Raw genomic sequence first — 13,911 nt, forward strand, 5'->3', positions numbered from 1 at the left:
CCCCATCTTTAATTTGATTTATTTTACATTTCTTCCGGAGCGCCGACGCCAAGCAGGCGTAATCCTTCCGTCAATACAATCGTAACCGATTTTACGAGTGCGAGGCGAGATTGTTTTTCCGCATCGTCTTCGAGGACACGAACTTGTCCGTAGTATTTATTGAAGCTTTGAGCCAAATCAAGGACATAACGGCTGATGATCGACGGTTCGCGGCGTGTAAACGCCCGGTCAATGACAGCCGAGAACTGGTTCAGCATCGATACGACACCCCATGAATAATCATCCGCACTTCCGTTGAACGCTGATCCGTCATAAGCACCTTTACGAAGCAGTGAATTTGCCCGTGCATTCGTATATTGGACGTATGGACCGGTTTCTCCTTCAAATTTCAACATCTGCTCGAGATCAAACTCAATGTTGTTCATGCGTTCATTTTTTAAATCATGGAAAATGACGGCGCCGACACCGACTTCGCGTGCTGTCTGTTCTGCATTGGCAAGGTTAGGATTTTTTTCAGCGATGTTTTGTTTGGCAACGTTAATTGCATCTTGAAGCACTTCTTCAAGCAGAACAATCCGTCCTTTACGTGTCGACATCTTTTTCCCGTCTTTCATGATTAAACCAAACGGAACATGGTGCATGCCGTCAACATTTTCAAATCCGAGTTTCTTCAGGACAGCAAACAGTTGTTTGAAGTGAAGGGCTTGTTCGCCGCCGACAACATAAAACGCCTGTTCGAAGCCGTAAGTCTCAAGACGATACACGGCAGCCGCCAAATCACGTGTCGCATACAGTGTCGCACCGTCTTTTTTCTTGATCAAGGCAGGAGGCATGCCTTCTGCTTCAAGGTCGACGACCATTGCGCCTTCCGACTCGACGAGCAAATCTTTTTCTTCCAATAAGTCGATGACGTGTTGCATTTTATCATTATAGAAGGCTTCTCCGTTTAAGCTGTCAAAGCTGACACCAAGCATTTCATATACACGGCTGAACTCGACGAGTGAGACTTCACGGAACCATGTCCAAAGTGCCGTCGCCTGTTCGTCCCCCTGCTCGAGTTTTTTAAACCAAGCCCGACCTTCGTCTTCTAAGCCTGGGTTTTCTTCCGCTTCTTCGTGGAAACGAACGTACAGTTTCAGCAATTCTTTGATCGGCTCAGAGCGGACATCTTCTTCTTTCCCCCACATATTGTAGGCAACCATCAATTTACCGAACTGAGTTCCCCAGTCTCCTAAATGGTTGATGCCGACGACCTCATATCCTTTTTTCCGTGAAATCTGGTTCAATGCATTTCCGATGACCGTCGAACGCAAATGTCCCATCGAGAATGGTTTTGCGATGTTCGGAGATGAGAAATCCGTGACGATCGTTTTTCCGTTCAGCTCGCTTGATCCGTATGCCTGTTGTTCTTCTAAGACACGTTTAATAATTTCACGCGAAACCACTTCCCGGTTCAGAAAGACGTTTACATACGGTCCGGCTGCCTGGACGTTTGAAAACAGCGGGTTATCGATTTTTTCAGCCAGTTCCGTCGCAATCATCATTGGAGCTTTGCGGAAGGCTTTTGCGAGTTGGAAACATGGGAAAGCCAGGTCTCCGTGATCCTCGTGCTTCGGCTGTTCGATCAGTTGTTCAATCTCTTCTTGTGACAGGGCGTCACCGATCACATCGTGTAATACTTGGGCATACTGTTGCTTGTAACTCATTTTATTTCCTCCAAACAATTATTTTTTCCAATAAAAAACGCCCTTTGCGCAACACGCAAAGAGACGGAAAGACCGCGGTACCACTCTTCTTGGTGTCGACGGTACGACACCCACTTTAACGGGGATAACGGGGTTCCCCCGGCTAGGCCTGATCACATGGATTCGGATAGCATCTCGGAAGTGCGTTTCACGATGGTCTAATCTGTTCAGGCTTCCACCATTCCCTGATTCGCTGGTCGATTACATCCTATCGTTACTTTCTTCGTCATCGATTGTCTGATATCTTTCACATTATACGCAATTCACCCCATTCTCTCAACCTTATTTTTTTGTAAATCCCTTATCATAATTTCCACAAAACGGGTATAAGTAGGGAAGGACTGTTAAAGGAGGGGGACGCACCATGGTCTACTATCAAAAAGTGGCACGAAACAGTTGGCTCGTCTTGTGTCTCGTCGCCAGCCTGCTTACCTTCACTTTACTTACACATCCGACATTCATTGACTTCCCACTCTCACTTGGCAATGCCGCCTACCTTCTCGCACTCATCATCCTGTTTCAGTTCGACAACATCCGGCGGGGAGGCATTTATTATACGTTTCAGGAAGGAATCATCTTATTCATCTTCCTTAACTACGGATTAGGGCCGTCCATCTTTCTCAGTCAGATTGGTATCATCATTTTTCAATATTTTTCTCACAAAAAAGAAATTCGCCGTCAACGCTTTTTATACTTGTATCCAATCAACGTTCTGTTTGATTTGGTTTATCTCGCCTGTCCATCCCTTGTCTATTTAGCACTCGGTGGACCAATTGGGACCGGTTTTACTTACTCGAAAGCGCTCCTTCCGCTTCTCGGATATTTAACGACCGTGATGCTCGTTTCCTATCTCCAGTGCCGGTTCGTCAACCGGATCCTCTACTTAAAATATGATTGGGTCCGCCTTGTCCGCCTGCAGACGCTGGTCTACGGTATCAGCATCTTATGTGCCCTGCTCGGAATCTGGTTTTACGATGAGAATCCGCTCATCGCCGCATCTGTCTCGACACTGATTTTATTTTTATTCAAACGTTTGCTCCAACAACGCGTGGAGACGATTGAAGCGAATGAGAAAGCCAAACGGTTTGATGACGCAAAAGAACACCTGCTGATTTCCCGGTTTGAAAAAGAAACGATTGATTCCTTATTATGCGACTTGCCACACCTGATTGATTTCTCAGAAGGATGGATATCGATTCAGCAACAGCGTAAGCAAACGATCTACAACATACGAACGAAGACAATCATTGACGTGTTGCCTCTATTCCATTCCCTGTCGGCCGAACAGTTACACACCCCAATCATCCACGGTCTCCGATGCGATTGGGGCTCGGATATTCAAATCGATTTACCCGTTGACCGTCATTCGATGATTGCCATTCCGTCGATTACGAACGAAGATGTCGATGTATCGATCGTTCTGTTCCATCAAATTGCCGATGCCTATGATGCGACAAGTGCAGACGAGCTTTCGCGTTTGTTACGCATTTTTTGCCGGGTGGTGCACCGTTCACGGGAAACGTATCAACTGTACGCCGAAAGCCGGACGGATGCCTTGACGGAACTCGCCAACAGCCGTGCTTTTTACGAGGAAGGGGCGCAACAGTTTGCTTCCGACCGTTATCCGTTGTCGATTGTTTTATTTGATATCGACCACTTTAAGTATGTCAACGATACGTACGGGCATAAGGTCGGTGACCTCGTCCTGCGTGAACTCGGTCGCAGAATCCGGTCCATCCAGCAGAAAAAGCACAATGTCTTCGCAGCACGGTACGGCGGGGAGGAATTTGTCCTGTTACTTCATCAGTCTCCACAGAATCAGGCTATCGATGTCGCAGAAGAGGTCCGGCATGCTGTACTCGATCGACCGTTCGTCGTCGACGGACATCGTTTATCCATCACCATCAGCCTCGGCGTCGATACCGTCGAATATCAGTCGGAACGATCGTTTGAAGAATCGCTTCGTCAAGCGGATCATGCCCTTTATGTCGGAGGCAAACACAACGGTCGCAATTGTACTGCTCATTACGCTAATCTTTGAAAGGTCGTGACTATCTTGTCGATTACTGAAATTGAACGATTGGTTCCTACACTTGAAATGCCCCGAACGATCCGAATTTATCGTCCGACTGAACTCCCGGCCGATGAAGCACTCCCGGTCATCTATATGCACGATGGACAAAATGTATTCAGCGGTGAAACCGCCTCTTTCGGAAAAGGCTGGGAAGTCCATCATGCTTTACACACCGTTCAGTTACACGCGATGATCGTCGCCATCGACAGTCCGGATGACGGGATGGACCGTTACGATGAATATGCCCCCTGGACAGATGAAGCCCTTTTGATGCGCACTGCATATCCGTCTCATCGCAAGACGATCGGCGGTAACGGAAAACAATACATGCACTGGATTGTTCATGAATTAAAACCGTATATCGATGCGCAGTATGCGACGATTCCGACGGATACGACCATGATCGGCAGTTCCATGGGAGGTGTCATTTCACTGTACGGCCTATTTGCTTATCCGGAAGTCTTCACACGTGTGGCTGCTTTATCGACGGCCGGTTGGGCGAATTTTTCTTCTTTACTGGAATTCATCGAGCGCAGTCCGGGTTTATCAGAGGACCATCGTTGTTACATGGACGTCGGTACGAAGGAAGTCAGCGGACCGATGACAGAAAATGACTATCTGCATACGAACGAGGTTTTGGCGAAAGCGGTGCAGAAAAAAGTTCAACAAGCGGCTTATGAAATCATTCCGGGTGCCGTCCATCATGAAACCGAATGGGCAAAACGGATGCCGGATATTCTCCGCTTCTTATTTTTATCCTAAAAAAACAGGCTGACAAAATCCAGAATCCGGATTTTGTCAGCCTGTTTTATTTATACGCCGTCACTTTACCAATTCTTCCATCTGCTCTTTGACATAACGGTTGCGCGGGTGTTCCCGGCATTCGTCTGAACAAGAACGCATGACTTTCGGTTCACACTCTTCACAGCAGAAGTGTTGACGATTACATTCCGGATTTGCACAATTCACGTAACGTGTTTCGTCTTTCCCACAGTAATAGCATGTTGAGACAACGGTTGGATTCACTTCGTTGACCGGTACTTGGATGCGTTCGTCGAACACATACAATTCCCCTTCCCAGTCTTCTCCGCGTGTCGCTTCATCTTTCCCGTACATGACGACGCCGCCTTTAAGGTGGAAGATGTCGTCACTGTTTTGACGTTTACGGAAATACGCTGTGAATTTTTCACAACGAACACCACCCGTGCAGTACGTCAGGACTTTTTTTCCTTCAAACAAGTGTTCATTTTCATCGAGCCATTGCGGAAACTCACGTGACGCATCGACATCGACCTTGACGGCATTTTTAAAATGACCGAGATCGTATTCGTAGTTGTTCCGAACATCGAGAATGACGACATCTTCATTTTGCATCATGTTTTTCCATTCGGCCGGTTCAAGATACGCGGCATGTTCTTCCGGGACGTTGAACTCGTCTTCAAAACGCCATGTGACCAGTTCGCTTTTATAACGAACGAAGATTTTTTTGAAGGCATGTTCGTCGACCTCATCGATTTTAAATTCGATATCATTAAACCGTGGGTCGGCAAGCAGGTCTTGCATGTATTGATCGGTTTGTTCGACTGTTCCGGATAAAGTACCGTTGATTCCTTCCGGAGCAATCAAGATTCTTCCTTTGATGCCGAGCTCTTTGCAATAAGCAAGGTGCTCTTTTGTTAATTGTTCCGCATTGTCAATCGGAACATACTTATAAAATAATAGTACGCGATAAGGTTTCATAATCCTCATTGGCCCCCATGTCAGTTTTTTGCAGTAAAACGAACGTTGGCGAACGAAGCGTCATAGCTATAAGCTAGCTGGGAACGCCTGCAAAACGCACCCATTTAAGTATAATACCAACTTCATTTGAAATGCACAATTACTAGTTTCAGAAGAAGCTCCGGACAAACTTTCTCCCTTTCTGGCGGGGAAAGAGTTAAAATAGAAATTAGCAGTTTATATTGTAAGGAGGATTCCGAATGCTCCAAACCGTCCGTCAGTGGATTGAACAGATGATTACGTTTCTCCAGGATCTTCCGGGTGGTGCTGCGACCGGATTGATCGCACCCTTTTTGGAATCACTTTTTCCGTTCCTCCCACTTGTTCTGATCATTTCCGCCAATGCCGCCACTTATGGATTTTGGATGGGTGTGCTCGTCTCTTGGGTCGGAAGCATGCTCGGCTCACTTGTTGTCTTTGCCTGTATCCGTTATTTATTCCGTCGCCCTGTCACGAGGTGGCTTGAACAACATAAAGCCGCTCAACAGTGGATTGAACGGGTTCGCCATATGAGTCCGATTTCGCTCGGTTTTTTCTTTTCCCTTCCGTTCATGCCGGCGTTCATCATTACAGCCATCTCCGCCATGATTCAACTGTCGCTTCGGACGTATTTGATTGCTGCCGGAGCAGGACGACTGATCGTCGTCATCATCTTCTCCTTAATCGGTAAAGAATGGTCGACATTTTTGGAACGGCCGATCCGGCTTGTTTTTCTGTTCCTGATTTTACTCGCCATCTGGGGAGTCAGTCGCGGCGTCGAAGAAATCATCAAGCGCCGTGCCTTGGCACGACGTTCGAAGTCATTACGTGAGCTTGAACAAGAAATCGAGCACAATAACAAATGATTTACCTCTAAAGATACATCCTGATGAAGGGTGTGTCTTTTAATTATGCTGTTTCATCACGCTTTTCTAAGGTTTGAATCCATTTTCCAGAGCAGGACTTTTGAATCATTTTTTGAAATCAATATGTTATTAAAATAACGTTCACATTTTGTTCACTATTGAAAACGCTTACAATTAATTGGTAAGACCAATACTAGTATAATATCTCTGTTTCCCCCTTCTAAATTAGGATAGATTTTCCAAAGTAAGTGTCTCTATAATGAATTTAAATTCATTTTCAAAGGAGGCGTCCCATGCATCAGGTATCCGAAACAGCTAAGACGGAAACAACACGCTCTGCTGAAGCGATTGTCGAAAGTCCATCATTTAAACAATTGATGCGAGAAAAAAAAGCATTCATCTTACCTGCTATTCTATTTTGTCTCATTTTTTATTTTACGTTGCCTATCATGACCAGCTATTTTACCTTCTTGAATCGGCCGTTGCTTGGTGATATTACAGGAGCTTGGCTATTCGCTTTCCTGCAGTTCATCATGACGTGGACGTTCTGTACCCTTTACAGCAAAAAAGCGCGTTCGTTTGATCGGTTGGTCGAACAAATCAAGGAGGAATCGAAATGAACTATACAGCTGTCGCCCTATTCGCCGCGATTGTCGGGTTGACACTCGTCATTACATACTTCGCCGCCCGTAAAACGAAGACGGCAAACGATTTTTATACCGCGGACGGTGGTTTGACCGGTGCCCAAAACGGAATTGCCATTGCCGGCGACTATATGTCAGCTGCTTCTTTCCTTGGAATTGCCGGAATGATTGCCTTGGCCGGATTTGACGGATTCTTTTATTCGATCGGTTTCCTGGTCGCCTACCTCGTCGTTCTTTACCTTGTCGCCGAACCGTTGCGTAATTTAGGAAAATATACGATGGCAGATATGATTGCCGCCCGCTTTAATGCCTCGAAAGTTCGGGGTGTCGCAGCGATGAACTCCATCGTCATCTCCATTTTCTATATGATTGCCCAGTTGGTAGGAGCCGGTGCCCTGATTGAGTTATTACTCGGGATTCCTTATACGACAAGTGTCATCATCGTCGGTATTTTGATGACGGTGTACGTTGTGTTCGGCGGGATGACGGCCACTTCCTGGGTGCAAATCATTAAAGCCATTCTGTTGATGGCCGGAACAGCTGTTATTTCCTTTATGGTATTTGCTAAATTCGACTTCTCAGTCATGAAGATGTTTTCGGAAGTGAAACAAGCAACGCCGCTCGGTGATTCATTCCTGAACCCCGGTAATAAGTTTAAGTTGCCGCTCGATACGATTTCCTTAAACTTGGCACTTGTTCTCGGAACAGCCGGCTTGCCGCATATCTTAATCCGCTTCTTTACGGTTAAAGATGCACCGACTGCCCGGAAATCAGTAGTGTATGCGACCTGGATCATCGGTGCGTTTTATATCTTAACGATTTTCCTCGGCTTTGGAGCCGCGGCTTTCGTCGGAGCAGATGACATCATTGCTGCGAATGCTGCCGGTAACATGGCGGCCCCTCTCCTTGCGCAGGCGCTTGGTGGAGACTTACTGTTCGCCTTTGTTGCAGCTGTTGCTTTTGCGACCATCCTTGCCGTCGTCGCCGGACTCGTTTTATCGGCTGCTTCCGCCTTTGCCCATGATTTCTACAGTCACATCCTGCGCAAAGGACAAGCGACGGAAAAAGAACAAATGACGGCTGCCCGTCTCGCTTCCATTGCCGTCGCACTCGTTTCGATGGTACTGGCGTTATTCGCGCAATCGATGAATGTCGCTTTCCTCGTTTCACTGGCCTTTGCAGTTGCAGCCAGTGCTAACCTGCCCGTCATTTTGCTGACGATTTTCTGGCGCCGTTTCAATACTGGCGGAGCTGTCACAGGTATGGTCGTCGGTCTTTTCTCTTCACTGCTTCTCGTCGCGCTCAGTCCTAACATCTGGGCAGTCGACGGTTCAGCCTTATTCGTCGGGGAAGCGTTATTCCCACTGTCGAATCCGGGAATTGTTTCGATTCCACTTGGTTTTCTAGGTGCGATCATCGGAACACTTGTTACGAAATCGGACGAAGTGGCCGGTAACTTCGAACGTATTCTTGTCAAAGCCAATACCGGTATTGATACAGCAACTGAAGTTGCGGCATCAAAAGAATAATCCCCTTAACGGCTCCTTCAACCCCCTTGAAGGAGCCGTTCCCTTTTACATTTTGCGAAGGGATTGCCATACTAACCGTATGAAAGAACGTGAAAGGAATGTCTCAAATGGAATTTTATTATTTTTTACCGCTCGGCTTTTTCATTGGTATCATCTCCGGTTTCTTCGGAATCGGCGGCGGCATCATCTTAACACCGCTTTTGCTGATTCTCGGTTTTGCCCCGAGCGTCGCCATCGCGACCAGCTTAATGTTGACGCTCGGCTCGACCGTATCTGGTACGCTCTCACACTTGCGCCTTAAAAACGTGGTCTGGCGTGACAGTCTGGTCGTCGGTCTCGTCGGGATCATCGGTTCTACCATCGCAACGCCGATCGTTCTCCGCTTGGAAGAAGTGAACGGTGCCCATCTCGTCATCTCGATCGTCTATATTGGTTTGCTGCTGTATTTCGCCAATAAATTTTTACGTCCCAAAACAACGACCGGATCACAGACCGGTTGGAAAAACCGTTACCTGGCGCTTGGATTCATCGGACTGTTTGCCGGATTCATCTCGTCGTTGCTCGGTGTCAGCGGTGGTTTTATCATCACGCCGCTCCTGGTCGGTATTGCCGGATATGAGTTGAAGCGCGCAGTCGGAACAAGTATTGCTTCTGCCTTATTGATCGTCTTGTCCGGGCTCGTCAACTATACGGTCGCAAGTACCGATGTCGATCTGCTCGTCGGAGTCATGTTGATCATCGGAGCGTTACTCGGTGCACCGATCGGGGCCAAACAATTGGCGCATTTCGACAGCCCGTTCGTCAAAAAATATCTCGGTATTTTTTATCTGACCGTTGCAACAAGCGTTCTTCTTGAGGTCCTTCATTTCAATACGGCTTCACTGATTGTCTTGATTGCCCTCAGTCTTGTCTTCTTGCTGACACTTGTCGTCTACAGTCGTAAACGCTCTGTCCGCCGCTGATTCTTTGTATAATCTCGCCTCCCGACAGTTCCCCGGTAAATCCGGTTAACTGTCGGGAGGTTTTTTGTGTCTGATTTTGACGTGGAGTCGTTTTATATTTTGTTAAAATTTACAACTTATAGGAATTTCTTTGTGCTTGTACACAACCAAAGATATACTTACTTCAATAGGATTTTTTAAATAGAGAAAGAAGGTCTGATTTTTATGTTGGAAGCGACGTATCATTCCCTTGAGGATTTAGCCGAAGCGATTGGTGTCGCACTGAGTGCTCCCATTACGATCGAGGACCGGAATCACCGGTTACTTGCCTACAGCACACACACAGCTGATACGGATCCGGCCCGGATTGCAACAATTATTGGGCGGCGCGTCCCCGAATCGGTCATCGATCAACTGTGGAAAGACGAAGTCATCCAGAATCTTGCTGCGCAAGACGAACCTTTAATCATTTCAGCCCGGACGGGTGTCGGATTGAATGACCGCGTCGCGATTGCAATCAAACAGGACACAGAAATTTTAGGGTATATTTGGTCGATTGCCCGCAGCACTCCCTTTTCGGAAACGGAGTTATCCGATTTAAAAAAAGGAGCGTTGCTTGCCCAGCGCCAGTTGCTCGCGATCGACATGCAAAAGAAACGCCAGGAAGAAAAAACGGAACAATTCTTTTTTGAACTGCTGCATGAAGACATGCCCGAATCGGAAATTTTAAAGACCTTCTCTAAGTTACATGTTGCGCCACCCGGAATCAGCCGTCTGATGGTGATCCGGTTTTCAGAAACCATCACGCCGCGACTCGCGGATCGTTTACGCTATTTGCTGACTATCCAGCAAACCGTCCGACCGCTTTTGTACGCATATGATGAAACTGATTTTATTTTGTGGATCAGCACAAACGATCAAGATGCCCATCATGAACGACTCCAGTTCGATGCGTTCATCCAGTCATTCCGACAGATGCTCGCGGAACGGTTTAATTATACGAACTTCATCTCTGCCAGCAGCGAAGTGTTTACCGGCGTCCAATCGATTCCGGAACGGTACGAGGAAACCGGCATCGTTCTGCGGTTAAAAGATGCTTTTCCGTTTGAACTCAGTACGGTTACACGATATGAACGTCTTGGTCTGTTTCAACTCTTGCCGATTTTTTCTGAACGGTTGCGCAGAAGAACTGTCCGCTTGGAAGAAATCGAACGCTTGCGTTCCTATGACGAGAAGCATGCCGCTTCCCTTTGCGAGACGTTGGAATGGTTCCTTCATTATGACGGAAACGTCAAACAGGTCGCTTCTCATCTCCATGTTCACCCGAATACGATTTTGTACCGGATGCGAAGAATCGAAGAAGAAGCCGGTATTCGGATGGAGTCGCTTCCGGAACGGGCCCTTCTCTACCTATACCTAAAAGCAGACCGTTATCCTTTGTGATTTTTCACAAAGGATTGCTTGTATTTTTGAAATCGCCGATAAAGTAGAACGCTTTCATTTCTCGTATACTGAAGAAGAAGTGACACACTGTTTGTTTATTCGCGAAAGGGGATCGCATTTATGATCATCGGAGTATTAAAGGAAATCAAAAACAATGAAAACCGTGTCGCGTTAACGCCTGCTGGGGTAGCAGCATTAACGGGTCAAGGACATACGGTCATCGTCGAAACAACTGCTGGTATGGGGAGCGGCTTTACAAACGAAGAGTACACGCAAGCAGGGGCACAAATCATCGAGACAGCGGCTGAAGTTTGGGCGACTGCAGAACTCGCACTGAAAGTGAAAGAACCGGTTGCTTCAGAATATCAATACTTCCGTCCGGAACTGACACTGTTCACATATCTTCACCTGGCTGCAGAACCTGAATTGACACGCGCACTCGTCGATTCAAAAATTACAGCTATCGCATACGAAACGGTCGAAAAAAACCGGACATTACCACTCTTGACACCAATGAGCGAAGTCGCTGGTCGGATGGCATCACAAATCGGAGCGCAGTTCCTCGAAAAACCACACGGCGGCATGGGAATCCTGCTCGCAGGTGTTCCGGGTGTGCGTCGCGGTAAAGTAACGGTCATCGGCGGTGGTGTCGTTGGAACAAACGCAGCGAAACTTGCGGTTGGTCTCGGTGCAGACGTAACAATCATCGATGTCAGTCCGGAACGTCTTCGTCAACTCGATGATATTTTCGGTAATTCCATCAACACATTGATTTCAAACCCGTATACGATCGCAGAAGCTGTCGCTGAAAGTGATCTCATTGTCGGTGCCGTCTTGATTCCTGGAGCAAAAGCTCCGAAACTTGTCACGGCTGAAATGGTCGAGCGGATGAAACCGGGTTCTGTCATCGTTGACGTAGCGATCGACCAAGGTGGAATCTTCGAAACAGTCGATCGTATTTCGACACACGATGATCCGACATATGAGAAGTTCGGTGTCGTTCACTATGCGGTCGCCAACATGCCAGGTGCGGTTCCACGCACATCGACACTCGCTTTGACGAACGCGACACTTCCTTATGTATTAGAGCTTGCGAACAAAGGCACGCATCGCGCGCTGGCCGAAAACACCGCTCTTGAAAAAGGTCTGAACGTTGCCCAAGGATTCGTCACGTACGAAGCAGTTGCACGCGATCTTGGATACACGTACAAATCGGTGGAAGATGTGCTTCATCTACACGCTTAAGCCTATCTGATAAAGACAAGAAACAGCCCGTTGCTGAAGCAATGGGCTGTTTCTTGTCTTCTCTTTCCATTATCATGAAGATATCATATGACATAAGGTGGTCTTCACATGATCCATACGTTACAAGCACAATCAAATGAGATTACAATCCCTTTCGCAGAGCTTGATCTGTTGTCGCATTTGACGTCTGAATTTGAACCCAAGCTGTTTCAGCAAAAAATTGAACGCCTGCACCAGTTGGACCCTGGGCATCCGCTTCCCGGGATTGCCAAAGCCTATGCTTTCTTTCACGAACAAAACTTTTCAGCCGCACGTCGACAACTTGAACAGGCACGTTCCGAAACCGGTGATCATGTCCGGGCGCACCTGCTGCTCGGTTTGATGAGTGAAGTCGAAAATTTTCAACATGAGGCCGAACGGCATTTCCTGGATGCGTTGTCGCTTTTTCCGGAGGAGCCGAGTGTGCATCGTCATTTAGCCGTTCATTATTACGAACGGGAATTTTTCGGTGAGGCCGCGTCTCATGCACTCCAATACCTGAAAAAAATCGGGCCCGGTGGAGAAGGGACCTTGATGACCATCGATATGATGCAGTCGATGCCGGGGCATGATGAACATGTGCTGGAGTCTATTTACTCATTGCTGTTCGAAATTCCGGAACACCACCACGATATGGTGTTCCATTCGATTGCCGCCAACAATGCGGAAATGCGTTATGAGTTATTCCATCAGGCACTGGACGGCGAACCGGATGAAGCAACCGTCTTTCGGCTCGATTCCATGCTTTCCCTGATGGTCGAACACAGCATGTGGGCAGCCGTCTACGATCAGACGAAAGACCGGATGTGTCGGACCGTTTTTGATACGCTTTGCCGTGACTTGACGTATCGCCATGCCGGAATCCGGTCCATTCCGCTCTACCTGACGATCCGGTCCCGGTATTTCATGCGTTGTCTGTTGCACCGTTCGTAATTCACAGGGCGAATGCGACAAGAGCTCCGATCGTCAGCGGAATCAACAGGTTATCGGTATCCCGGTAAGAGACCGCTTCAATCAAGGCCGCAATGTTGGCCAGTAAAAAACCGTAACTGACGGCAAGCCAAGCCGGTTCTTCATACAATAGGAAGGTCACTGTCAACACGAGAAACGAGGCGAGAAACATCGCGATGCTACCTTCGAACGAACGACGGATTTTTCCGCGGGTGTAGAATGTTTTCCCAAAGCGTTTTCCGACGAGGGCGGCTAATCCGTCTCCCCAGGCAAGGACCATACTTCCTGCGACAAGCGCCATCGGTTCCTGTTCGAAAAAGAACAGAACCAGCAGAGCCAAGGCCATCGGGTAATACACTGTTCCATACGAAACCCGTTCCACCTGATTCATCCGCCCGGTCCCTCGTTTCAATGTAATCCAATTGATCAGTGTGAAAAAAAGCAGCGGTGTGATGGCGACATACCAATGCTCCATCCAAGCGAGGGCTAAAAACACCCAGTGCCCGACCGCGATATGAATCCACTTCCGTATCGTCTCGGGTTGCATCTGCAATTTTTTTCCCGTCCATTCGAGAAGGGCTAAGACGATTCCAACGATGACGATTGTTCCGACTGCAGCAATCCACTCCATACGAATCCCCCTTTTTTGATAGTTTCATTGTACTTCGTTCAATTG

Annotated in this window: 12 protein-coding genes and 1 other annotated feature; of the genes, 9 read left to right on the top strand and 3 right to left on the bottom strand. The window is 47.5% G+C overall.

Annotation, left to right across the window (positions count from 1 at the left end; all coding sequences use genetic code 11):
- Nucleotides 1-23 precede the first annotated feature (23 nt).
- On the bottom strand, nucleotides 24-1,706 hold the full coding sequence (argS, locus tag ABIC15_RS13135) for an arginine--tRNA ligase (protein WP_012371722.1): 1,683 nt from the start codon (nucleotides 1,704-1,706) through the stop codon (nucleotides 24-26).
- A gap of 56 nt (nucleotides 1,707-1,762) precedes the next feature.
- Nucleotides 1,763-1,984, bottom strand: a binding site (T-box leader).
- Between the two features lie 125 nt (nucleotides 1,985-2,109).
- Between argS and ABIC15_RS13140 the strand changes: the two genes are divergently transcribed.
- Nucleotides 2,110-3,786 carry a GGDEF domain-containing protein gene (locus ABIC15_RS13140; protein WP_354020903.1) on the top strand — a complete coding sequence of 559 codons (1,677 nt, stop codon included), beginning with the start codon at nucleotides 2,110-2,112 and terminating at the stop codon, nucleotides 3,784-3,786.
- A 6-nt stretch (nucleotides 3,787-3,792) separates the two neighbouring features.
- On the top strand, nucleotides 3,793-4,581 hold the full coding sequence (locus tag ABIC15_RS13145; RefSeq protein WP_354020904.1) for an alpha/beta hydrolase: 789 nt from the start codon (nucleotides 3,793-3,795) through the stop codon (nucleotides 4,579-4,581).
- A 60-nt stretch (nucleotides 4,582-4,641) separates the two neighbouring features.
- Here the strand turns inward: ABIC15_RS13145 and trhO are convergent, their stop codons facing one another.
- Nucleotides 4,642-5,559: an oxygen-dependent tRNA uridine(34) hydroxylase TrhO gene (gene trhO / locus ABIC15_RS13150; protein ID WP_012371725.1), complete on the bottom strand. Its 918-nt coding sequence runs from the start codon at nucleotides 5,557-5,559 to the stop codon at nucleotides 4,642-4,644.
- 239 nt (nucleotides 5,560-5,798) lie between these two features.
- Here trhO and ABIC15_RS13155 point away from each other — a divergent pair, with 239 nt between their 5' ends.
- The 7 genes from ABIC15_RS13155 to ABIC15_RS13185 all read left to right on the top strand — a co-directional run bounded on the left by ABIC15_RS13155 (nucleotide 5,799) and on the right by ABIC15_RS13185 (nucleotide 13,217).
- Nucleotides 5,799-6,443, top strand: coding sequence for a TVP38/TMEM64 family protein (locus tag ABIC15_RS13155; protein WP_131503486.1), 645 nt, complete (start codon nucleotides 5,799-5,801; stop codon nucleotides 6,441-6,443).
- A gap of 293 nt (nucleotides 6,444-6,736) precedes the next feature.
- Complete coding sequence (locus tag ABIC15_RS13160; RefSeq protein WP_131503487.1) at nucleotides 6,737-7,063, top strand: DUF485 domain-containing protein; 327 nt, start codon at nucleotides 6,737-6,739, stop codon at nucleotides 7,061-7,063.
- On the top strand, nucleotides 7,060-8,616 hold the full coding sequence (locus ABIC15_RS13165; protein ID WP_012371728.1) for a solute symporter family protein: 1,557 nt from the start codon (nucleotides 7,060-7,062) through the stop codon (nucleotides 8,614-8,616). The genes ABIC15_RS13160 and ABIC15_RS13165 overlap by 4 nt, the downstream gene beginning before the upstream one ends.
- 107 nt (nucleotides 8,617-8,723) lie before the next feature.
- Nucleotides 8,724-9,578 carry a sulfite exporter TauE/SafE family protein gene (locus ABIC15_RS13170; RefSeq protein WP_012371729.1) on the top strand — a complete coding sequence of 285 codons (855 nt, stop codon included), beginning with the start codon at nucleotides 8,724-8,726 and terminating at the stop codon, nucleotides 9,576-9,578.
- Nucleotides 9,579-9,782: 204 nt separating this feature from the next.
- Nucleotides 9,783-11,000 (top strand): PucR family transcriptional regulator, encoded by a 1,218-nt coding sequence (locus ABIC15_RS13175; protein WP_354020905.1) that lies wholly within the window; start codon nucleotides 9,783-9,785, stop codon nucleotides 10,998-11,000.
- Nucleotides 11,001-11,120: 120 nt separating this feature from the next.
- Entirely contained in the window at nucleotides 11,121-12,245 is a 1,125-nt protein-coding gene (ald, locus tag ABIC15_RS13180) for an alanine dehydrogenase (RefSeq protein ID WP_354020906.1), read from the top strand.
- A 108-nt stretch (nucleotides 12,246-12,353) separates the two neighbouring features.
- On the top strand, nucleotides 12,354-13,217 hold the full coding sequence (locus tag ABIC15_RS13185) for a tetratricopeptide repeat protein (RefSeq protein ID WP_354020907.1): 864 nt from the start codon (nucleotides 12,354-12,356) through the stop codon (nucleotides 13,215-13,217).
- 1 nt (nucleotide 13,218) lies between these two features.
- Here ABIC15_RS13185 and ABIC15_RS13190 read toward each other — a convergent pair whose 3' ends face one another.
- Nucleotides 13,219-13,866: a diacylglycerol/polyprenol kinase family protein gene (locus ABIC15_RS13190; protein ID WP_131503489.1), complete on the bottom strand. Its 648-nt coding sequence runs from the start codon at nucleotides 13,864-13,866 to the stop codon at nucleotides 13,219-13,221.
- Nucleotides 13,867-13,911: the final 45 nt, after the last annotated feature.

It is taken from the genome of Exiguobacterium sp. PvP048 (genome assembly GCF_040549175.1).
In the GTDB taxonomy this organism is placed as follows: domain Bacteria; phylum Bacillota; class Bacilli; order Exiguobacteriales; family Exiguobacteriaceae; genus Exiguobacterium_A; species Exiguobacterium_A artemiae.

What these genes read in the sequence shown, in the direction of transcription:
- ABIC15_RS13160 (WP_131503487.1), top strand. Translation starts at nt 6,737, where the DNA reads ATGCATCAGGTATCCGAAACAGCTAAGACGGAAACAACACGCTCTGCT.
- ABIC15_RS13165 (WP_012371728.1), top strand. Translation starts at nt 7,060, where the DNA reads ATGAACTATACAGCTGTCGCCCTATTCGCCGCGATTGTCGGGTTGACA.
- ABIC15_RS13175 (WP_354020905.1), top strand. Translation starts at nt 9,783, where the DNA reads ATGTTGGAAGCGACGTATCATTCCCTTGAGGATTTAGCCGAAGCGATT.
- trhO (WP_012371725.1), bottom strand. Translation starts at nt 5,559, where the DNA reads ATGAAACCTTATCGCGTACTATTATTTTATAAGTATGTTCCGATTGAC.
- argS (WP_012371722.1), bottom strand. Translation starts at nt 1,706, where the DNA reads ATGAGTTACAAGCAACAGTATGCCCAAGTATTACACGATGTGATCGGT.
- ald (WP_354020906.1), top strand. Translation starts at nt 11,121, where the DNA reads ATGATCATCGGAGTATTAAAGGAAATCAAAAACAATGAAAACCGTGTC.
- ABIC15_RS13190 (WP_131503489.1), bottom strand. Translation starts at nt 13,866, where the DNA reads ATGGAGTGGATTGCTGCAGTCGGAACAATCGTCATCGTTGGAATCGTC.
- ABIC15_RS13140 (WP_354020903.1), top strand. Translation starts at nt 2,110, where the DNA reads ATGGTCTACTATCAAAAAGTGGCACGAAACAGTTGGCTCGTCTTGTGT.
- ABIC15_RS13185 (WP_354020907.1), top strand. Translation starts at nt 12,354, where the DNA reads ATGATCCATACGTTACAAGCACAATCAAATGAGATTACAATCCCTTTC.
- ABIC15_RS13170 (WP_012371729.1), top strand. Translation starts at nt 8,724, where the DNA reads ATGGAATTTTATTATTTTTTACCGCTCGGCTTTTTCATTGGTATCATC.
- ABIC15_RS13155 (WP_131503486.1), top strand. Translation starts at nt 5,799, where the DNA reads ATGCTCCAAACCGTCCGTCAGTGGATTGAACAGATGATTACGTTTCTC.